Annotated in this window: 18 protein-coding genes; 10 read left to right on the top strand and 8 right to left on the bottom strand. The window is 70.8% G+C overall.

What is annotated here, in order from left to right; genetic code table 11:
* Nucleotide 1: 1 nt before the first annotated feature.
* A complete protein-coding gene (locus DFJ64_RS14430) occupies nt 2–622 on the top strand; it encodes a Maf family protein (RefSeq protein WP_115850927.1) in 621 nt (206 codons plus the stop codon).
* Here DFJ64_RS14430 and DFJ64_RS14425 read toward each other — a convergent pair.
* The 5 genes from DFJ64_RS14425 to DFJ64_RS14405 form a co-directional block, all read right to left on the bottom strand.
* On the bottom strand, nt 619–1,374 hold the full coding sequence (locus DFJ64_RS14425; RefSeq protein ID WP_115850926.1) for an SDR family NAD(P)-dependent oxidoreductase: 756 nt from the start codon (nt 1,372–1,374) through the stop codon (nt 619–621). The two genes, DFJ64_RS14430 and DFJ64_RS14425, sit on opposite strands and share 4 nt — an antisense overlap.
* Before the next feature lie 18 nt (nt 1,375–1,392).
* Nucleotides 1,393–2,253, bottom strand: coding sequence for a fumarylacetoacetate hydrolase family protein (locus DFJ64_RS14420; protein ID WP_115850925.1), 861 nt, complete (start codon nt 2,251–2,253; stop codon nt 1,393–1,395).
* 101 nt (nt 2,254–2,354) lie between these two features.
* Nucleotides 2,355–3,170 carry a sugar phosphate isomerase/epimerase family protein gene (locus tag DFJ64_RS14415; protein ID WP_115850924.1) on the bottom strand — a complete coding sequence of 272 codons (816 nt, stop codon included), beginning with the start codon at nt 3,168–3,170 and terminating at the stop codon, nt 2,355–2,357.
* 424 nt (nt 3,171–3,594) lie between these two features.
* On the bottom strand, nt 3,595–5,184 hold the full coding sequence (locus DFJ64_RS14410; RefSeq protein WP_245941134.1) for an acyl-CoA carboxylase subunit beta: 1,590 nt from the start codon (nt 5,182–5,184) through the stop codon (nt 3,595–3,597).
* An 80-nt stretch (nt 5,185–5,264) separates the two neighbouring features.
* Nucleotides 5,265–6,431 (bottom strand): acyl-CoA dehydrogenase family protein, encoded by a 1,167-nt coding sequence (locus tag DFJ64_RS14405; RefSeq protein ID WP_115850922.1) that lies wholly within the window; start codon nt 6,429–6,431, stop codon nt 5,265–5,267.
* An 87-nt stretch (nt 6,432–6,518) separates the two neighbouring features.
* On the opposite strand from DFJ64_RS14405, the gene DFJ64_RS14400 reads away from it, so the two are divergent.
* From DFJ64_RS14400 to DFJ64_RS14390, 3 genes are all read left to right on the top strand, one after another.
* The gene (locus DFJ64_RS14400; protein WP_115850921.1) at nt 6,519–6,995 is read left to right on the top strand and encodes a MerR family transcriptional regulator; all 477 of its coding nucleotides are present in this window, start codon (nt 6,519–6,521) and stop codon (nt 6,993–6,995) included.
* A 153-nt stretch (nt 6,996–7,148) separates the two neighbouring features.
* Nucleotides 7,149–9,389, top strand: a complete 2,241-nt coding sequence (locus DFJ64_RS14395) for a vWA domain-containing protein (RefSeq protein ID WP_170152623.1) — start codon at nt 7,149–7,151, stop codon at nt 9,387–9,389.
* 108 nt (nt 9,390–9,497) lie between these two features.
* A complete protein-coding gene (locus DFJ64_RS14390; RefSeq protein ID WP_211310622.1) occupies nt 9,498–11,264 on the top strand; it encodes an acetyl/propionyl/methylcrotonyl-CoA carboxylase subunit alpha in 1,767 nt (588 codons plus the stop codon).
* A 25-nt stretch (nt 11,265–11,289) separates the two neighbouring features.
* Here the strand turns inward: DFJ64_RS14390 and DFJ64_RS14385 are convergent, their stop codons facing one another.
* Nucleotides 11,290–12,195 (bottom strand): maleylpyruvate isomerase family mycothiol-dependent enzyme, encoded by a 906-nt coding sequence (locus tag DFJ64_RS14385; protein WP_170152622.1) that lies wholly within the window; start codon nt 12,193–12,195, stop codon nt 11,290–11,292.
* A gap of 327 nt (nt 12,196–12,522) precedes the next feature.
* Here DFJ64_RS14385 and DFJ64_RS14380 point away from each other — a divergent pair, with 327 nt between their 5' ends.
* A complete protein-coding gene (locus DFJ64_RS14380; protein ID WP_115850918.1) occupies nt 12,523–13,332 on the top strand; it encodes a hypothetical protein in 810 nt (269 codons plus the stop codon).
* Nucleotides 13,333–13,502: 170 nt separating this feature from the next.
* Nucleotides 13,503–13,928 (top strand): SPW repeat protein, encoded by a 426-nt coding sequence (locus DFJ64_RS14375; RefSeq protein WP_115850917.1) that lies wholly within the window; start codon nt 13,503–13,505, stop codon nt 13,926–13,928.
* A 136-nt stretch (nt 13,929–14,064) separates the two neighbouring features.
* Here DFJ64_RS14375 and DFJ64_RS14370 read toward each other — a convergent pair whose 3' ends face one another.
* The gene (locus DFJ64_RS14370; RefSeq protein WP_115850916.1) at nt 14,065–15,456 is read right to left on the bottom strand and encodes an NAD(P)H-quinone dehydrogenase; all 1,392 of its coding nucleotides are present in this window, start codon (nt 15,454–15,456) and stop codon (nt 14,065–14,067) included.
* 72 nt (nt 15,457–15,528) lie between these two features.
* Here DFJ64_RS14370 and DFJ64_RS14365 point away from each other — a divergent pair, with 72 nt between their 5' ends.
* The 3 genes from DFJ64_RS14365 (at nt 15,529) to DFJ64_RS14355 (ending at nt 18,856) form a co-directional block, all read left to right on the top strand.
* Nucleotides 15,529–15,984 carry a gamma-glutamylcyclotransferase gene (locus tag DFJ64_RS14365; protein WP_115850915.1) on the top strand — a complete coding sequence of 152 codons (456 nt, stop codon included), beginning with the start codon at nt 15,529–15,531 and terminating at the stop codon, nt 15,982–15,984.
* 185 nt (nt 15,985–16,169) lie between these two features.
* Entirely contained in the window at nt 16,170–16,946 is a 777-nt protein-coding gene (locus DFJ64_RS14360; RefSeq protein WP_115852103.1) for a purine-nucleoside phosphorylase, read from the top strand.
* Between the two features lie 254 nt (nt 16,947–17,200).
* The gene (locus DFJ64_RS14355; protein ID WP_115850914.1) at nt 17,201–18,856 is read left to right on the top strand and encodes a phospho-sugar mutase; all 1,656 of its coding nucleotides are present in this window, start codon (nt 17,201–17,203) and stop codon (nt 18,854–18,856) included.
* A 4-nt stretch (nt 18,857–18,860) separates the two neighbouring features.
* On the opposite strand, the gene DFJ64_RS14350 is transcribed toward DFJ64_RS14355, so the two are convergent.
* Nucleotides 18,861–19,499: a hypothetical protein gene (locus DFJ64_RS14350; protein WP_115850913.1), complete on the bottom strand. Its 639-nt coding sequence runs from the start codon at nt 19,497–19,499 to the stop codon at nt 18,861–18,863.
* A gap of 215 nt (nt 19,500–19,714) precedes the next feature.
* Here DFJ64_RS14350 and DFJ64_RS14345 point away from each other — a divergent pair, with 215 nt between their 5' ends.
* Nucleotides 19,715–20,746 carry an ArsR/SmtB family transcription factor gene (locus tag DFJ64_RS14345; protein WP_211310620.1) on the top strand — a complete coding sequence of 344 codons (1,032 nt, stop codon included), beginning with the start codon at nt 19,715–19,717 and terminating at the stop codon, nt 20,744–20,746.
* The last annotated feature ends 8 nt before the right edge of the window (nt 20,747–20,754 follow it).

Raw genomic sequence — 20,754 nt, 5'->3', positions numbered from 1 at the left:
GGTGCGCGACGCAGTGCGATCCGGCGGGCGCCGACTGGTGCTCGCCTCGGCATCTCCCGCCCGACTGGCCACACTCCGGTCCGCCGGCATCGAGCCGGAGGTCGTCGTCTCCGGGGTCGACGAGAACGACGTGCCCGCCGCCTCGGCCGCCGAGCACGCGCTGGTGCTCGCCCGGCGAAAGGCCCAGGCGGTCGCCGCCACGCTGAGCGGGCCCGCCGCGCTCGTGATCGGCGCCGACTCCGTCCTCGAGCTGGACGGCGTCACGTACGGCAAGCCCGGAACTCCCCACGAGGCGGTCCGCCGTTGGCGGATGATGCGTGGGCGAGCGGGCGTCCTCCACACCGGGCACTGCGTCATCGAGACCGGCTCCGGACACCAGGTGGAGGGCGTCGAGTCGACGGTGGTCCACTTCGCCGACCTCTCCGACGACGAGATCAACGCCTACGTCGCCACCGGCGAGCCCCTCTCCGTCGCGGGTGGGTTCACCATCGACGGCCTCGGCGGCCCGTTCGTCGACAAGGTCGAGGGAGACCACCACAACGTGGTCGGCCTGTCGCTCCCGCTGCTCCGTCGTCTCCTCGCCGACCTCGGCGTCGCGTGGCCCGAGCTGTGGAACCGCTAGGTGACGCGCGGGCGTAGCCGGAGGTTCTGCATCCCGCCGTCGACGGCGAGCTCGACACCGGTCGACGCCCCAGCCGTCGGCGAGGCGAGGTAGACGATCGCCTCCGCCACCTCGCGGGGGGACACGAGCCGCCCCATCGGCTGGCGCGCCTCCAGCGCCTTGCGCTCGGCCTCCGGGTCGTCGGCCCGCTCGAGGAGCCGGCTGACCCACGGCGTGTCCACCGTCCCGGGATTGACGCAGTTGACCCGGATCCCCTCGTGCACGTGGTCAGCCGCCATCGCGAACGTGAGTGCGCGCACCGCGCCCTTGGACGCGCTGTAGAGGGCGCGCTGCGGAAGACCTGCCGTCGCCGCGACCGAGCAGGTGTTGACGATGACGGCGGACGGTGACTGCCGGAGGTGAGGCAGCGCCGCCCGGCTCACCCGCGCGATACCGACGACGTTGACGTCGAGGACCCGATGCCACTCGGCGTCGTCGTTGTCCGCAACGGTGCCTTGCGCGCCGATGCCCGCGTTGTTGACCACGATGTCGAGGCGGCCGAACCGGTCGACGACAGCCTGGACCGCACGGCGCACCGACGCGTCGTCGGTGACGTCACACGGGACACCGACGAGCGGCTCCCGCACCGTGTCCGCTCGCAGGTCCAGGCAGGCGACCTGAGCGCCGCGCTCCGCGAGCAGCGTCGCGGTCGCCAGCCCGATGCCAGACGCGCCACCGGTGACCAGCGCCACCAATCCGTCGAAGTCCCCCATGAGGCGTCGTCCTCCCGCTCAGGCCTGGACCAGACGCTGACGCTGCCGGCCCAGACCGTCGATCTCCAGCTCCATCACGTCGCCGGCCTTCAGGTACGGGAAGCGTCCGGACAACGCCACCCCTTGCGGCGTACCCGTGTTCAGCAGGTCACCCGGGTCGAGCACCATGTACTGCGACAGGTGCCAGATCAGGTAGCCCACGTCGAAGATCATGTCGGCGGTGGTGGAGTCCTGGCGGATCTCGCCGTTCACCCACGACCGCAGACCCAGATCGTCGGGCCGCACCTCGTCGGCCGGCACCAGCCATGGGCCGAGTGGGTTGAACGTCTCGGCGCACTTGCCCTTCGACCACTGGCCGCCGGACTGGTCGAGCTGGAAGGTTCGCTCGGACACGTCGTTGGACACGACGTATCCCGCGACGTGGTCGAGGGCCGCCTCCGGCGAGTCCAGGTAGCGGGCTCGCTTGCCGATCACCACGCCCAGCTCGACCTCCCAGTCCGTACGGGTCGAGCCGCGCGGGATGAGGACGTCGTCGTAGGGGCCCACGACCGTGTTGGGGTGCTTGAAGAAGAGGATCGGCGTCTCCGGCGGTGGGGACCCCGATTCCGCCGCGTGGGCGGCGTAGTTCTGGCCGATGCACAGCACGGCGCCCGGCTGGGCGATCGGGGCACCCACGCGGAGGCCGGACCCGTCGGCAGGATCGTCCACCCGGGGCAGGCCGCCCGCCGCGAGGGCGTCGCGGACCCGCGCGATGCCATCGCTGGCGAGGAAGCGACCGTCGATGTCAGGTGTGATCGACGAGATGTCGTACAGCGTCCCGTCGTCCGCACGGGCGACGGGACGCTCCGCGCCTCGGTCTCCCAAACGCAGTAGCTGCACGTGTCCGCCTCCTGCATCCCGATGGGCATCCGTGGAACGGGTCGGCCACCGAGTGACCGTGCCTGAGCCGGTGAGCCGGACTGCCGGTCTACCCGATCAGATCAGACGGTCCAAGTCGAGTAGCCGTTGCGGACCAGCCACTCGGCGCCGGCCTTGGCCACGTCGAACGGGTCACCGGCCGCCTCGTCCAGCTCGATGACGTGGTAGGCGACGTTCGTCCCGGCCCGGATGGCGGCGGCGTTGTCGACCGAGCCCTCGCCCACCGCCGTCTGCAGCTGTCCACGGACGCCTGGGCCGTCCTTGACGTGCAGCGTGTAGACCCGGTCCGCGTACGACGCGATGACCTTGGCCGGGTCCTGGCCCGCCGTGTGCGCCCAGTAGACGTCCACCTCGAGGAAGACGCGGGGATCGAGGTTGCGGACGAGGACGTCGTAGGCCGGCGTGCCGTCCTCGACCTGCCGCCACTCGAAGTCGTGGTTGTGGTACCCGATGTGGACGCCGCGCGCCTGCGCGCGCTCCGCGGCCGCGTTGAGCTTGTCGGCGAGCAGCTTGGCCTTGTCGGAGCTGGCGAGGACGTCCGGACCCCAGCCGCCACCGACGCCGGCCACCGCACCCGGAGCCGGCGCGATCAGCCGGTCGGTGCCGAGGATCTCCAGCTCGTCGAAGACCGCCTCCGCGTCGTCCCCCTCGGGCACCGATCCGTGCGCGGCGATAACCCGAAGGCCGGCGGCATCGAGCTGGGCGCGGAACTCGCGCGCGTCGGCGAGTCGCTCTGACACGTCGCGCTGGGGGTCCCCGATGCCGAACGCCTCGACCGCCCGGAAACCTTTCTCGGCAGCCCGGGCGAGCGCCGCCGCACGGTCCTCGGCCAGCGCGTTACGTACCGTGTAGAGCTGCAGGGCGAGGGGTGTCGCCATCGTCTCTCCGCTCCATCGTCATGAGCCAGCGATCGGTCTGCACAGTACCGTCGAGGGGTGGCGCTCCCCTCGACCGGGCACGTGCCAATCGCGGCCATCCTGCCGTAGCCGCTCGCGCCGCCTCGCACCGTCCCACGAGCTAAGACGTCGCGTCCGCCGAAGGACATGCAGCGTGTCGAGGAGCGCACCACCTGTGTCCACCGGCCGTCACGGTCGCGCGGAGGAGCGGGCACGCTCGGCGGCGGTCGTCCTGCGAGCGACGCCTCTCGGCAGGCGGCCGCGATGGAGCCGTCCCCACCCGCCCAGGACGCCACCGCTCCCCGGTGAGTACCGCCGCGCGTGCGTGACCGCTCCGGATGACGTGACCGGTTCACATGCGTGGTCACCGGTCGGGTGCCCAGCGAGGCCGGCCGACACCACACGCTCAGACCGGAGGAACACCGTGACGCTTGTCCGGCGTGCGGCGTTCCTTCGTCTGGGCGGCGGCCAGCCGGGCGACTACCTCCGCGCGCAGCCGCTCGGGTTCGACGACCGCGTCGATGACGAGGTCCGAGGCCAGCCGGAGGATGTCGATGTCCCGCTCGTACTCCCGACGCAGCTTCGCGACGTAGGCGGCTCGCTCCTCGGGATCGGCGATCTGGGCGATCCGGTTGTAGTAGACGGCGTTGACCGCCGCCTCGGGTCCCATGACGGCGATCTTCGCGGTCGGCAGAGCGATACAGGAGTCAGGTGAGAAGCCGGGACCACACATGGCGTAGAGCCCAGCACCGTAGGCCTTGCGCACGATCACCGAGACCGTCGGCACCGTGGCCTCCGCGACCGCCGTGATCATCTTCGCGCCGGCGCGGATGATCCCCTGCCGCTCCACCTCGCTCCCGATCATGAAACCCGGCACGTCGGCGAGGTAGAGCAGCGGCACGTTGAACGCGTCGCACAGCCAGATGAACCTGGCCGCCTTGTCGGCACTGTCGACGAAGAGCACGCCACCCTTGACCGCCGGGTTGTTCGCGACGACGCCGACCACCTGGCCTTCGAGGCAGCCGAAACCCACGATGAGCTCCGGCGCGTACAACGGCTTGATCTCGAAGAAGGTCTCGGCGTCGAGCAGCGCGTCGAGCACCTGGTGCATGTCGTACCCGGCGTTCTCCTGCTCGGGCACCAGGTCAGCGGTGAACTCGCGCGCCGGCGGTCTGGGGTCGAACGACGGGGGACGCTCGCGCCAGGTCGACGGCACATAGGAGAAGTACGCCTTCGCCAGCTCGATCGCCTCGGCGTCGTCGGCGGCCAACAAGTCACCGCACCCGGAGACGGTCACGTGCATGCGCGCGCCGCCCATCTCCTCCAGCGACACCTTCTCGCCCACCACCATCTCCGCCATCCGCGGCGACCCGAGGTACATCGACGCGTTGCCGTCGACCATGATCACGATGTCGCAGAACGACGGAATGTACGCGCCACCCGCCGCCGACGGCCCGAACAGACAGCACACCTGCGCCACCTTGCCCGAGAGCGCCACCTGGTTGGCGAAGATGCGGCCGGCACCACGACGACCGGGGAACAGCTCCACCTGGTCGGTGATCCGCGCGCCCGCCGAGTCGATGAACCAGAAGATCGGCAGCTCGTCACGGAGCGCGATCTCGGTGATCCGGATGATCTTCTCCACGGTGCGCGCGCCCCACGAGCCCGCCTTGACCGTCGGGTCGTTGGCCACGACCAGGACCGGTCGGCCGTCGACCAGCGCGCGTCCGGTCACCACCCCGTCCGCGGGCAGCCCCTCGGCGAGGGCGTTGGCGAGCTGACCGTCCTCGACGAAGGTTCCCGGGTCGACGAGCAAGTCGATACGGTCGCGCACGTAGAGCTTGTTCTGGCTCGCCAGCCTCGCGGCACCCCGCTCCGTCGGGCGCAGCGTCGCCTCGCGCGCGGCGGAGACCGCCCGGACGACGTCGCGCGCCTGGCCCACGTCGTGCTCGACGCGAGCGCTCCGGCTCACCGGATCGCCTACCGACTCGGCCACCATCGCGCCACCTTCCTCCGCTCTCCGCGCGGGCTCTCCGACGTCGTCCGCGTCCCGCCTCGGGGCGCGCCGGGCGGGATCTACTCGACCGGCAGACCCAGGCCGCGGGCGATGAGCACGCGCTGGATCTCGCTCGTCCCCTCGCCGATCTCGAGGATCTTGGCGTCCCGATAGAAGCGGGCGACCGGGTTCTCCTCGATGAAGCCGTACCCGCCGTACACCTGGGTGGCGATGCGGGTCGCCGTCACCGCGGCCTCGCTCGCGAACAGCTTGGCCATCGCCGCCGCCTGTCTGATCTCCGACCGCGGTCGACCCGCGTCCTTGGCGGCGGCGGCCTGGTAGGTGAGCAAACGGGCCGCCTTCACCGCCACCGCGAGGTCGGCGAGCTGGAAGGCGATGCCCTGCTTGGCGCCGATCGGCTTGCCGAAAGCCGTCCGGGTTCGGGCGTGCTCCGTCGCTGCGTCAAGACATGCTTGCGCTAGACCGACCGACAGCGCGGCGAGGGCGATCCTGCCCTCGTCGAGGGCGCACAGGAACTGCTTGAACCCAGCTCCTCGCTCCCCGAGCAGGTGATCCGCCGGCACTCGGCAGTTGTCGAACGTCAACGGATGTGTGTCGGAGGCGTGCCAGCCGAGCTTGTCGTAGGCGGGTTCGACGATGAAGCCAGGCGTTCCGGAAGGGACGATGATCGCTGAGATCTCCGGGCGCCCGTCCGGAGTCTCGCCGGTGCGCGCGGTGATGGTGACGAGCGACGTGATCGGCGTTCCGGAGTTGGTGATGAACTGTTTGGAGCCGTTGATCACCCAGGTATCGCCGTCGAGGACGGCTCGGGTGCGGGTGGCCGCAGCGTCGGATCCCGCCTCCGCCTCGGTGAGCCCGAAGCCGGCGAGCGCCTCCCCCGCCGCCAACGCGGGCAGCCAGCGGCTCTTCTGGTCCGGCGTCCCCCACGCCATGATCGGGCCGATACCGAGACCCACCGCCGCTTCGAGGGTGATGCCCAAGGACTGGTCCACGCGGCCGATCTCCTCGATCGCGACGCAGAGGCTCACGAAGTCACCGCCCGAGCCGCCGTACTCTTCCGGGACGGTGATCCCGAACAGCCCGAGCTTGCCCATGGCGCGCACCGTCTCGACCGGGAAGTGGCGACGCGCGTCCCAGTCGGCCGCGAACGGCGCGATCTCGGCTTGGGCGAAGTCACGCACCACCTGGCGGAACGCCTCATGCTCTGGGGAAAGCTCGAACGCCATCGGAGCCTCCGCCGCTCTGGCCACGCCGGCCTGTTTACGCTTACGTAAACGTAAGCACCACTCGTCGAGCGGCGCAAGGAATCCCGAATGACGACAGCCTCCCGCCAAGCCCAACGGACCTGGACGATCAGCGAGCTCGCCCAGGAGTACGCGGTGAGCCTGCGCACCATTCGCTTCTACGAGGACCAAGGGCTGCTCTCCCCCGAGCGGCGAGGCAACCAACGCGTCTTCCACGCCCGTGACCGGGTCCGGTTGGGGCTGATCCTGCGAGGCAAACGGCTGGGCTTCTCCCTCCGGGAGATCGCGCACATCCTCGACATGTACGACGCCGAACCCGGCGAGGTCGGGCAACTGCGCTACCTGCTGGACCAGATCGCGGTCCGCCGTGCCGAGCTGGAGCAACGTCGTCGGGATATCGAGGCCACCCTCGCCGAGCTCGACGAGGTCGAACGCCGGTGCCGCGCCGACCTGCGGCGCCTGGAGCGACAGGACCGCTCGGGACGACGGAAGCGCTCGACGGACAGCGCAGGACGACAGGGCCGCTCGGCGCGCCGACGGGGCTGACCGCCAAGCCGGACCCGAGCTGTTGGGCGTCCGGATCCTGTCGCGACCTGGGCAAAGCGGGAGAAAATGTGGCAAGCTCCACGGCGCCCCTTCGTGATCATCGGATGCGCCGTGGCGCCCTCCGGCGACCGCTGGCGCGAGACATGGAGGACGATGCCGACCCGGTCGCGCGCTCTCCACACCTTCCTTCGCACCGTGGCCCTCCCCGCCCTCCTCATGGCCACCATCACCGCCGGTCCCAGTGCCGCCGCCCACGCGAAGGGCAACCACGCGGATGGGGCTCACGTGAATGCACCATGGTCGGACGTCACGCCGTCGAACCCACCGAACCGCACACGGTCGAACCTGTCGCCGACCACCGCCGCACCGACCACGGAATCCATCGCGACCTCGGTGACCACCGATGACGGCACGGGCCCGGCCGACATGAACGCCGGCACGGACGACTCTGCTCACGGCAAGTTGCTGCTGCTCTTCGACTCCTCCGGGTCGATGGAGGAGCCGGACGACGACGGCGGCACGAAGATCGAGGCAGCTCGTCAGGCGTTTCGTGACCTCATTCCCCGCCTGCCCGACGACGCGCTCGTGGGACTGCGCGTGTACGGGGCGACGGTCTACGACCCGTCCGATCCGCGCGCCTGCACCGACACCCAGCTCGTCGTGCCGGTCGGGCGCGTCGACCGACCCGCGCTCACGCAAGCGCTGGCGAGCTTCCGCCCCTACGGCGAGACCCCGATCGCCTACTCCCTCCGACAAGCGGCGAAGGACCTCGGGACCAGCGGCCGGCGCACCATCCTGCTCGTGTCCGACGGCGAGGAGACCTGCGACCCTGACCCGTGCGCGACGGCGCGGGAGATCACCGGCCTCGGCATCGAGGTGAAGATCGACGTCGTGGGCTACCGCGTCGACCCCGAAGCCAGGAAGCAGCTGCGCTGCATCGCCGACGCCGGAAGCGGCACGTTCTACGAGGCCGATGACGCGAACGACCTCGCGGTCAGCCTGCACCGACTGTCGGTCCGAGCATTCCGGCCGTTCCGGGTGGCCGGGCGACCGGTCTCCGGGACATCCACCGTCGACTCGGCGCCGGTCCTGCGGGCGGGACAGTACGTCGACACCGCACCGCGTCAGGGCGAGACGCGCTACTACCGGCTCCGCCGCTCCATGGACAGCTCGACCCTGTACATCGGAGCCAGCGCGCGACCGGCTCCGAGTCAGGCGATCGCCGCCATCCACCTCGATCTCCGGACACCCGACGGCGACGGCTGCGGGTACGGGCTCGGCACCGGCGTCAGCTACGCGCGCACCAACCCGGTGGTCACCGCGTCCGTCTCCAGCTGGGACCCCTTCACCGCGCACCATCGGGACTGCCAGCGGGGACGGGAGCTGGTCCTCGCACTACGGCAATCGGGAAGCACGGGCGCAGCGGACCACGCCAGCCGGCGGAGCGGCTCCCAGTCCACACTCGACGGCGTACCGATCGAGATCGTCATCCTCGAGGAGCCACCCGTCGCCTCGCGCGACGACCTTCCCCCGCCGGCGCCGATCCGTCCCCCCTGGCGCGGTCCGACCGGCGAGGCGGCCACCGAGGTGACGCCAGGCGCGTCGTTCTCCGACGCGCCCCTGGTGGGCCCCGGCCGGTACCGCACCTCGCTGTTCCCCGGCGAGGTGCAGTTCGTCCGCGTGCGCCTGGACTGGGGACAGCGGCTGGAGGCCGAGGTCCGCGTCCCACGACCGCCGGCGAAGGTGGCGGGACTCCTCGACGCCCCGCACCTCCTGGACCTCACGCTGATCGGGCCGACCCGCGGGGAGGCGGTCGCGACGCTCAGCGAGGTGGCCGGACAGGACCACGTGCTGCTCAGCCCCACCACGAGCTCGCACGCCCGCGCCACGACCGTCGAGGTCCGCTACGCCAATCGCGACGCCGGCGGCGCGCCACAGACGAGCACGGTGATACCGGGCGACTACGTGGTGGCGGTCGGCTTGGGTGACGACCGCGACGGGGAGACCTACCTGCTGCCGATCGAGATCCTCATCGGGATCGAGGGACGCGGAGGAGACGGCGCCCCTCCGTACGTCGACGACCTCGGGATCCTCGTACCGGGCCCGGACGGGGCGGCCACGACCTTCCGCCCCCATTCCACCGGCGATCCCACGGGGAGTGACGACGAGACCAGCGGCAGCGATAGTGGAGCTGGCCCACGTGGGAACGTACTCGACGGCGATCCGCTCGTGAACCAACGGACCGAGGCGCCACGGGGACAGCTCTCCGGGCCGCGCGCCGTGCTGGTCGGCGTCCTCAGCGCTGTCGTCGCGGTCCTGTTCGCCGCGACCGGTGTCTCGTCCTGGCGCCGCCGGCGCGTCAACCGTCGCGACGCCGAGCTGACGAGCTCTTGACGGTGTGCCATCGCCGGAGGGGTGCTCGCCCCGCATTCGGCGCACCGGCGAGCCCGGGGTTCTAGACTCCGGGAAGCCACGCCACCAGACCGTGGAGGTGCAAGCAGGGTGTCGACCATCGCGAAGGTGCTCATCGCCAACCGCGGAGAGATCGCCGTCCGGATCGCGCGCGCGTGCCGGGACGCCGGTCTGGCCAGCGTGGCGGTCTACGCGGACGTCGACCGCGACGCCCTGCATGTGCGGGTCGCCGACGAGGCTTACGCCCTCGGCGGCACCACCCCAGCCGAGACATACCTCGCGATCGACAAGCTGCTCGACGTCGCACGGCGCTCGGGCGCAGACGCCGTCCACCCCGGCTATGGCTTCCTCGCCGAGAACGCCGAGTTCGCCCGCGCGGTGACGCAGGCCGGCCTGACCTGGATCGGTCCACCTCCGGAGGCGATCGACGCGCTCGGCGACAAGGTGCGCGCCCGCTCCATCGCGGCGAAGGTGGGCGCCCCCCTCGTCCCCGGGACGACCGAGCCTGTTGCCGACGCCGACGCGGTGGTGGCCTTCGCCCGCGAGCACGGTCTCCCCGTTGCCATCAAGGCCGCGTACGGCGGCGGTGGCCGAGGTCTCAAGGTCGCCCGAACGCTGGAGGAGATCCCGGAGCTGTTCGAGTCCGCGGTCCGGGAGGCGGTCACGGCGTTCGGGCGCGGCGAGTGCTTCGTCGAGCGTTACCTGGACCGACCTCGGCACGTCGAGACCCAGTGCCTGGCCGACCGGCACGGGAACGTCGTGGTGGTCTCCACCCGAGATTGCTCCCTGCAACGTCGGCACCAGAAGCTGGTCGAGGAGGCCCCGGCGCCGTTCCTCACCGACGAGCAAGTGCGCACCCTCACCCAGGCGAGCCAGGCGATCCTCGCCGAGGCGGGCTACGTCGGAGCCGGCACCTGTGAGTTCTTGGTCGGGCAGGACGGCACGATCAGCTTCCTGGAGGTCAACACACGCCTGCAGGTCGAGCATCCGGTGACCGAGGAAGTCACCGGCTTGGACCTGGTGCGGGAGCAGTTCCGGATCGCGGCTGGTGAACCGCTCGGCTACGACGCGCCGCCGGTCCGCGGGCACTCGATCGAGTTCCGGATCAACGCCGAGGACCCCGGCCGGGGCTTCCTCCCGGCGCCCGGCAAGCTCGTCCGCTGGCGGCCGCCGACCGGTCCAGGCGTGCGGCTCGACAGCGGATACGAGGAGGGCGAGACGGTCCCCGGCGTCTTCGACTCGCTCATCGCCAAGCTCATCGTCACGGGGGCCGACCGCGCGCAGGCGCTGCAGCGGGCCCGTCGGGCGCTCGAGGAGTTCGAGATCGAGGGCATGCCGACCGTCCTCCCCTTCCACCGGGCGGTGCTGCAAGACCCCGCGTTCACCGCCCCGGAGGGTCGACTCGACGTGCACACGCGCTGGATCGAGACCGAGTTCGACCAGACGATCCCGCCCTACGAGGGAGCCGTCGAGGCGGCCGAGCCGCAGGAGCGGGAGAAGGTCACCGTCGAAGTCGACGGCAAGCGGCTGGAGGTCGTTCTCCCGGCCGGTCTCGGTCTCGCCGGCGGCTCGCGGAACCCTGGCGGTGGGCGGAAACCGCCCCGACGCTCCAACCCCACCAAGGCCGTGCCCACCGCGTCGGGTGACGCGCTCACCGCGCCCATGCAGGGCACGCTCGTCAAGGTCGCGGTCGAGGAGGGGCAGACCGTCGAAGCCGGCGACCTCGTGGTGGTCCTCGAGGCGATGAAGATGGAGCAGCCCGTCAACGCGCACAAGGCGGGGAAGATCACGTCGCTGTCGGCCGCCGTGGGCTCCACCGTCTCCGCCGGCGCCGTGATCTGCGAGATCAAGGACTGACGGCTCGGTCGCGGAGAGCTGGCGCTCAAAACGCCGTGCGGGCCAGCCAGCGCTCCAGCAGCGTCACGTCGCCCGAGACCTCGACACCAGGGCTGGTCGGTGGCAGGCGCCGCATGATGACGAGCAACAGGTCCGCCGCCGGCGCTCGTACTGTCACGTCGGCGACGTCGCCGACCGGCTCGAGGTGCGCGCCATCCGGAGCGATGCGGATCCGCGCGCCGCGACCTTCCAGACCGACGTCGGCGGTCTCGAATGCCAGCGTCGCTCCCTCGCTGAGCATGGCGAGTGCGTCGGCGACCGGACCGCTGCGCGGGGTGGTGAGCAGCCCCAACCAGTCGAGGATGCCGTCGAGGGCGACGTCGGCGGCGACGAGGAACGGGCATCCCACGGTGAGAGCCGCGTCGGCGCGGTGAATCACCGTCTCGTGCAGGATCCGGCGCGTCCAGAACCCCGCCCGCTTCTCATGCGTCCAGCTCCAGACCGGTGTGTTCGGGCCCACCGCCGCCACAGCGTCGACGAGCGCGCGGGCGCCTTCGACGAGCCAGGCGGCGCGCTCGGCGCCGGCCTCCGGCGGCAGAAGATTGTCGACCGTCTCGAACGGCACGAACGCCATGGAGCACTGGGCCACGATCGTCGCCGCCCAGCGGTGACTTCGACCGACGTGCGCGACCAGCTCCGCCAAGGACCAGTCCGGACAGGTGACCACCCGTTGTGCGGGATCCGCGTCACGGATCAAGGCGCCGAGGCTCGCGGTCTCCGCACGGAGCTCGGCGGCGTACCGCTCCTGGCCCAACCGGTGATCGTCGCCCCACGGCCAGTCACCCCCCGGCTGCGCCTCCTCCGGCTGCCCGGCGGTCGGCCGGCACGGGTCGTCCGACCGGCTCTGGCCGTTCGCCTCGGACGGATCGTCCAGCCGATGCCATGGGTCCACCGGGGAATTCCCAGCGGATCCAGGCGACGGTCGAGCCGACTCCCGCATGCCCTCACGGTAGTAGCGCCTCGGGCACAGCACCGCCGATTGGGTGCAGATCGCGCCAATCCTGTCACGTAGAGCGACGACCCGCCGCGAGCGGCAGTCGACGGCGACCCCACCCGGCCCGACATCGACCGGCCGCAGGCGACAACCGGTTCGACAGTGCGATCGGTGGCCGGCCCTGGGTCCCCCGGGTCCACCAGCGTCCGCGGTGAGCGCGGTGGGAACATGCCGAGGTTGTCGGACGTCCCCTTAGACTGAGGAGGTCAGCTGAGGGAGGCCGGCGTGTCCATCGTGCTACTCGTCCTCATCGCCACGGTCGTGGTGGTCGCGGTCGTCGCCCAGCAGCGTGCTCAGACCCGACGTCGGCAGCTGGAAGCAGCTGAGCTGGAGAAGGTGAAGGCCTTCGCAGCCGAGGACGTCACCAAGTTCGGGGAGGAGCTGCAGCGCCTCGACGTCGACGTCGCCGGCCGTGAACTCGACGAGGCCACGCGGCAGGATTACGAGCGCGCGCTCGACGAGTACGACAGCGCCAAGAAGGCCATCGACACCGCCCAGCGCCCCGAGGACATCAAGCAGATCGCCTCCATCCTCGAGGACGGTCGCTACGCCGTGGCGTGTGTCCGGGCGCGAATCAACGGCCAGCCCTTGCCGCAACGGCGCCCACCGTGCTTCTTCAACCCTCAGCATGGCCCCTCCACCGAGGATGTCGAGTGGGCTCCGCCGGGCGGCGCCTACCGCCGTGTGCCGGTCTGCCCGGCCGACGCCGAGCGGGTTCGTGCCGGCGCCGAGCCCGACATCCGCAAGGTCACCACGGTCGACGGCGAACGCGTGCCCTACTGGCAGGGCGGGCCCGCCTACGCGCCGTGGATGCAGGGCTACTTCGCCGGCTACGCCACGTCCGCGTTGCTCCCGGCGTTCCTCATGACCTCGATGATGGGCGGCGCGTGGGGCGGCTACGGCGACGGTGGATACGCCGACGCCGACGCGGGTGACGCCGGTGGAGACGTCGACGCCGGCGGTGACCTCGGTGGTGACGACTTCGGCGGCGGAGACTTCGGCGGTGACTTCGGCGGCGGTGACTTCGGCTTCTAAGACGCCGCTCGCCCACCTCAGGCAACCGTCGGGAGTTGGTGCGTTTCGTCGCTTCCCATAGGGCGAAGGACCCCTTCCTCAGTGGTCTTTCGCGGGCAGGGACGGCAGCCGTACCGCGATTGAATCGGGCTGAGGGATTGAATCCCTTCCACTGATGGGAGGTAGCCCGAATGTCGACGGAAAAGCTCCGTCTCGAGGAGCACCCAGACATCGCCGAACTCAAAGGCCGATATGAACGAATCGGAGAGCGTCCGGCTGTTCAGATGGCCGCCGGCCTCACGCTCATCACCGGCCTGTTCGTGGCGTTGTCGCCGTGGATCGTCGGCTTCGCCGCCGATCAGCCATCCCTCGCGATCAACAACCTGGTGGTCGGCTTGGCCGCCGCCTGCCTCGCCCTTGGATACGCCTCGACCTTCCGCTCGACCCACGGGTTGAGCTGGGTGGTTCCCATCCTGGGCGTCTGGACGATCATCTCGCCGTGGCTCGTCGCCGGGACGATGGAGACAACGCGCAGCATCGTGACCAACGTGGTCGCTGGCGCGGTGATGACACTGCTCGGACTGGCGGTGCTCGGCAACGTGGCGCGCCGAGGCTAAGGAGAAAAGACGGGGTCAGCGCCGAAGTGGGGCCGGACCTACGCGGCGAGTAGGTGCGGCCCCGCACATGTTTGGCCCGGTGCCCGGGACAACTGTCGTCAAGGTGCGCACGGCCGCCTTCACAGGGCTGGCACGCTCATTGGCGCCGGTGGAGCTGCCTGGCCGCCTCCGCGATCGAACCGGACAGCGACGGGTACACGGTGAACGCGTGCGCCACCTGGTCGACCGTCAGCTGCCCCGAGACCGCGAGCGAGACGGGGTAGATGAGCTCGCTAGCCCTGGGCGCCACCACGACGCCGCCGACGACGATGCCGGTTCCCGGACGACAGAAGAGCTTGACGAAGCCTTCGTGGATCCCTTGCATCTTCGCGCGCGCGTTGCGCGGCAAGGGCAGCTTGACGCCCACGGCCTGGACGCGACCGCTGTCGACGTCAGCCTGAGACCAGCCGACGGTGGCGATCTCCGGCGAGGTGAAGACAGTCGCCGCTACTTCCTCGAGATTCAGCGGCTGCACGGCGTCGCCCAGCGCGTGCCACATGGCGATGCGTCCTTGCATGGCCGCGACGGACGCGAGCATGAGGACGCCGGTGCAGTCCCCTGCGGCGTAGACGCCACGGGCGCTGGTCCGGGAGACCCGGTCGACCTCCACGAAGCCGCGCTCGTCCACTGCCACACCCGCCTTCTCCAGCCCGATGTCGGCGGTGTTCGGCACCGAGCCGACCGCGAGCAGACAGTGAGAGCCTTCGACCACTCGACCGTCGGTGAGCGTCACGACCACACCGTCCCCCCGCCGCTCGACCCGCTCGGCGCGAGAACGGGACAGCACGGTCATCCCACGACGGGTGAAGACGTCCTCGATGACGCTGGCGGCGTCGGCGTCCTCGGTGGGGAGCACGCGGTCACGGCTCGACACCAGCACGACGTCGACACCGAGCGCGTTGTAGGCGCCGGCGAACTCCGCGCCGGTCACCCCAGACCCGACGACGACGAGACGCTGGGGAAGCTCGTCGAGGTCCCAGACCTGCTCCCAGGTGAGGATGCGCTCCCCGTCCGGCTGCGCGTGGGGCAACACACGGGGATGTGCCCCGGTCGCGATCAGGATCACGTCCGCGGGAAGGACCTCGGTTCCGCCGTCGGTCAGCGTCGCGACGACCTGGTCCGGTCCCTCCAGCCGGCCGGTCCCCCGCAGGATCCGGATGCCTTCCCGCTGGAGCTGACGCTCGATGTCCTCGGACTGCGCCCGAGCGAGAGCTTTGACCCGGGCGTTGACCTTCGCGATATCGACCGTCACGCCGCCCAAGCTCGGCGCGGCGCGGCCGATCCGGAGGCCGAGCTCGCCGGAGTCCCGGACTTGGGTCATCACCTCGGACGTGGCGACCAAGGTTTTGCTCGGCACACAGTCGGTGAGGACCGCTGACCCGCCGAGGCCATCACGGTCGATGACACAGACCTCGGCGCCGAGCTGGGCGGCGACGAGCGCTGCCTCGTAGCCTCCGGGCCCGCCACCCACGATCACGACTCGGGTCACGCTGCTCAATTCTCCCTCATCACCTGTGGTTCGCTCCCCACGGGGACCGGCAGGACGTTACTCTCGGGAGCCGTGACCCTGTACGCCGCATACGCGGCCAACCTGGATCCTCGGGAGATGGCGAGCCGATGCCCGCACTCGCCGCTCCGCGGTACGGGCTGGCTGGTGGGCTGGCGTCTCACCTTCGGCGGCGAGGAGTTCGGCTGGAACGGCGCTTTGGCCACCGTCGTCGAGGACGAGAAGGAGCAGGTCTTCGTCTCCCTCTACGACGTCGCCCCAGCCGACGAGCCCCTCCTCGACCAGTGGGAAGGGGCCGACATCGGGCTGTACCGCAAGATCCACGTGCGAGTCCAGACTCTGGATGGCGGCGTCACCGCGATCACCTATGTCCTCGACGCCTACGAAGGCGGCCTGCCGTCGGCGCGCTACCTCGGCATGCTGGCCGACGCGGCCGAGGCGGCCGGGGCCCCCGACGACTACACCGAAGGGTTGCGCCAGCGCCCCTGCCGCAGCACTGGCTTTCCCTGAGGTCAGCGAGTGGCCCGCGGCGGACAGGACGCGACGACCGAGGCGGTTGTGAGCCCGAGATGCCGGCACCACGGCGGGGTAACCGAGCGGATCCGCCACCCGGTGGCTAGGGTCCTGATGTGACCGATGAGCCTGTCGCAACCGAAGAGCCCGCAGCACGAGACGAGGTTCGCAGAGCCGAGGCGCTGGCCGCTCAGGCGGCCGAGCAGCTCGCCGACTTCACCGGCGTTCCCCGGCACGACGTCGCGGTCGTCCTCGGCTCAGGCTGGGGGCGCGCCGCCGATCTTCTCGGCACCAGTCTCAGCGAGCTCCCCATGACCGACCTGCCCGGATTCGCCAAGCCCTCCGTCGAGGGACACGTCGGGCGGATCCGGAGCGTGTCGATCGACGGCCGGCGAGTGTTGGTCTTCCTGGGGCGTACCCACCTGTATGAGGGGCATGGGGTGACCGCCGTCGCCCATGGCGTCCGGACCGCTACCGCCGCAGGATGTCGGGTGGTGATCCTCACGAACGGCTGCGGAGGCTTGCGCACCGACTGGGCGCCCGGGACGCCGGTCCTGATCAGCGACCACATCAACCTCACCGGTCGTTCCCCGCTCGTGGGTCCGCGCTTCGTGGACCTCACCGACCTCTACAGCCGCCGGCTGCGGGACCTGTGCCGCTCGATCGACCCGAGCCTGGAGGAGGGCGTCTACGCCCAGCTACCCGGACCGCACTACGAGACCCCGGCGGAGATCCGCTTCCTCCGCGCGATCGGCGCCGACCTGGTGGGGATGTCGACCGCTCTCGAGGCGATCGCCGCGCGCGAGCGTGGCGCGGAGGTGCTCGGCGTGTCGCTCGTCACCAACCTCGCCGCAGGGCTCAGCGACTCCTCCATCAGCCACGAGGAGGTGCTCGAGGCCGGCCGAGCCGCCGGCGAGCGCATGGGACGGCTGCTCGCCCAGGTCATCGCCCGTCTGTGAGGCTTCGGCGCGCCCGCGGCTGATTCGGCGCGCGGACGGATCCGTCGGCGGCCCAGCGCGGGACGCGCGCCCAACACCAGGCGCGCGGGACATACCGTCCTGGACGCCGCCACGGTGGTCACCCCTCGCTCGCGACGGTCGCTCGTCGCTACGGTTGCCCCTCGACAGGTGCCTTTGCTGGCTCCTCTCGATCGGTGCCTCGTGGCTGGGATGGACGCGTGGAGAGCGTGTCTCGTGCGTGGTGAGGAGGGGACGTGAGCGACCCCACGGCATTGGTCGACCAGGCACGTGCCTGGCTCGCGGACGATCCCGACCCGCGGACGCGGGCGGAGCTCAGCGACCTCCTCACCGCCGTCGAGTCCGGTGACGAGCGCGCACGTGCCCTCCTCGCCGACCAGTTCGCTGGGACGCTGCAGTTCGGGACCGCTGGTCTGCGTGGACCGCTGGGGCCTGGCCCCAACCGGATGAACCGCGTCGTGGTGGCGCGAGCCGCCGCTGGGTTGGCGAGCTACCTGCTCGCGCACGGTCACCGTGGCGCTCCCGTCGTGGTGGGCTACGACGCGCGCTACAACTCCGACGTCTTCGCCACCGACACGGTCGCCGTCCTCGCCGGTGCGGGACTGCGCCCGCTCTTGCTGCCCCGGCCCCTGCCCACGCCCGTGCTGGCGTTCGCGATTCGTCGCCTGAACTGCGCCGCCGGGGTCATGGTGACGGCGTCCCACAACCCGCGGCAGGACAACGGGTACAAGGTCTACCTCGGCGACGGCTCGCAGATCGTGCCGCCCGTCGACGCCGAGATCGCCGCGGCCATGTCCGAGGTCAGCTCGGTCGCGCGGATTCCGCGCGGAGACAGCTGGACGGTCGTGGGCGAGGACGTCGTCCACGACTACCTCGACCGCGTGGCGTCCCTCCCCGCCACGGACCCCCAGGCGTTCCGCGACCTGCGGATCGTCTACACCCCGTTGCACGGGGTGGGCGGCCCGCTCGTGGAGGAGGCGCTCCGACGCGCCGGGTTCGCACCGCCGGCCGTCGTGCCTGAGCAGGCCGCACCAGACCCGGGTTTCCCGACGACCCCGTTCCCCAATCCTGAGGAGCCCGGCACCCTCGACCTCGCACTCGAGCTCGGCCGCCGTACCGACGCGGATGTGGTGCTGGCCAACGACCCGGACGCGGACCGGCTCGCGGTCGCCGTTCCCACCGAGGAGGGGTTCCGGCGGCTCACCGGTGACGAGGTGGGCGCACTCCTGGCCGTCCACCTGCTCAACGCGGGCGCTCGCGGGACGCTGGCCACCACCGTCGTCTCCTCGACGCTCCTGTCGAGCATCGCCACCGCCCACGGCGTCCCCTACACGCAGACGCTCACCGGCTTCAAGTGGCTGGGCAGGGTGCCCGACCTCGCGTTCGCGTACGAGGAAGCGCTCGGCTACTGCGTCGACCCAGAGGCGGTCCGCGACAAGGACGGAATCTCCGCGCTGATCCGGATGGCCGAGCTCGTCGCCGCGCTCAAGCGCGAGGGGCGCACGCTGCTCGACCTGCTCGACGACATCGCTCGTGAGCACGACCTGCACGCCACCGCCCAGCACGCGGTGTGGGTCCGCGACCTGAGCGAGATCGACGCGGTCCTCGAGCGGCTCCGTCAGCGGCCTCCCCTCGCGCTCGGTGGTCGCGAGGTCCTGCGCACCGACGACCTGGCCGAACCCACCGATGGTCTGCCACCCACGGTGGGACTTCGGTTCGTGCTGGCCGGTCGTGCGCGCGTCGTCATCCGGCCGAGCGGCACCGAGCCGAAGCTCAAGTGCTACGTCGAGGTGATCGTGCCCGCCCGCGAGGACCTCGCCGCGGCGAAGCGGATCGCCCGTGACGCGCTCGCCGCGATCGGCGCGGACGTGCGAGAGCTCGTCGGCGCGTGACGTCTCACCGCAGCTGCGCCGCCACGATCGCGAGCGCGACCATCACCGCGATGAAGACGAACTCCGGCCACCGCCAGTGCCGCTGGACCTCCGTCACGTGCTTGGAGTCCTCGGCGTGCTTCTCCGCCAGCATGGTGAGCCGCGTGACGACGTACTGCGAGGGACCCAGATCCGCTGGCGTGGTCGGCCGGTTCACCAGCTCCGCCGCGCTCGTCGGGATCCGCTGGGTGGCGGCCTCCACCGAGGCGCGCTGCGCCCGCCGCAGCGCACGTCGGTCGCTCCCGCTCACCGCGATCGCCGAGGAGCGGTAGGAACGGCCGCCGGCCACGACCGTCAGCACCGGCGCGATGGCGACGGATTCCACGAGGTGCCAGGGCACGTGGACGTCGCTCAGGATGTTGCGGATCACCATGACGTCGGGATAGGCGACGACGGAGGGACGTACCAGGGCAAGCCACACGAACGCGGACACCGCGAGCACGACCGCGGCCGTCGTGAGACCCGGCCACGTCCGCCACTCCACGATGATGTCGACGAGGATGACCGCCCCGATCACCAGCGTGATGACGCCGAGGACCCGTCCCGTGGTCGGCGCGAAGCTCTCGATGACCCTCGATGTCCGCCACCATGCCAACCGTGCCACGGGCAACCTCCTACCGCGGGGACGAACACCGACTGGTGCCCGATTCTGCCCTGCCGGGCTCGATCGCGCGACCGCCCGGTGTCGGGGGCACGGTGTCAGGCGAGCCCGCACTCTGTCATCGCGCCGCTGGCGCCGCGCGAGGTGATCGTGCGACGGTCTGCAGCGAGGCCAGACCTGGCGCAGTCGAACGTGCCTAGACTTGCCCGACGACCACGATGGTGCTCCGAATCCACTTCACCGCGACGGACCTCGCGCGTACCCGGGTGGCGAAAGGTCCGGACCCTCTCTGGGAAGCCGTCCTGAGCCTGCACGTCCTGCAGAGCAGGCGCCCGCCAGCACACACGCTCGACTGGCGAGCGCGGGTGCGAGCCGAGGCCGCGACCGCTGGCACGGCGTCACAGATCAAGCACGTGCTGTTTCCACTCGCTCCGGTTGCGACGTACTTTCCGGACTTCCTGACGCCGAGCGAGAGCGCGGACGGGATCGACGCGGGGGTGCGCGCCGTCGCCTCCACTCCGACGAGCAAGCTGCGCCAGCAGATCAAGCGGTTGGCGTCCCGCGTTCCGGTGCCGGGGTGGACCCGCGCGCTGGCGCATGGTGACCGCCGACTCCGCGAGACCCTGGCCGACGCGTTGCGCGCCTACCACCGGACGGCGTTGGCGCCTTGGATGGACGTCATCGCCCAGTGCGTGGCCGTCGACCGCGAGATTCGGATGCGAGCTCTGGCCGACGGCGGTGTCGAGAGGTTGCTGAGCAGTCTCGGCCCGGGAATCCGGTGGGAGGAGCCCACGCTGGTGGCCGACTATCCATGCGACCTCGACCTTCACCTCGATGGGCGGGGCCTCCTCCTCATCCCGTCGTACTTCTGCACGCGGATGCCGGTCGCCCTCGTCGATCCCGACATGCAGCCGGTGCTCGTGTATCCGGCCATGACGGCGGCCGTGGAGACCATGGCCGCGCAGTCCGACGTGCGGCAGGAGGCGCTAGCGGACCTGCTGGGCGCGACCCGAGCCGTGATCCTCACCGCGATCGCCGACGGCTACTCCGGCCGCCGACTGGCGGCACAGGTCGGGGTCTCACCGGCCACCATCAGCCACCACACGGCGGTGCTCCGAGAGGCGGGCTTGATCACGTCCGCGAGGAGGGGCAACACCGTCGTCCATCGCCTCACCATGACAGGCGCCCGCCTGTTGGGTCGCGTCACCGGCCCCGACCGGAACGTGCTCGAGAGCGCCGTTCGACCCTGATTGAAAGA

This window comes from Thermasporomyces composti (assembly GCF_003386795.1).
Classification (GTDB): domain Bacteria; phylum Actinomycetota; class Actinomycetes; order Propionibacteriales; family Actinopolymorphaceae; genus Thermasporomyces; species Thermasporomyces composti.
Note: the sequence above shows the minus strand (reverse complement) of the source record. Positions and strands in the feature narration are given on the sequence as shown.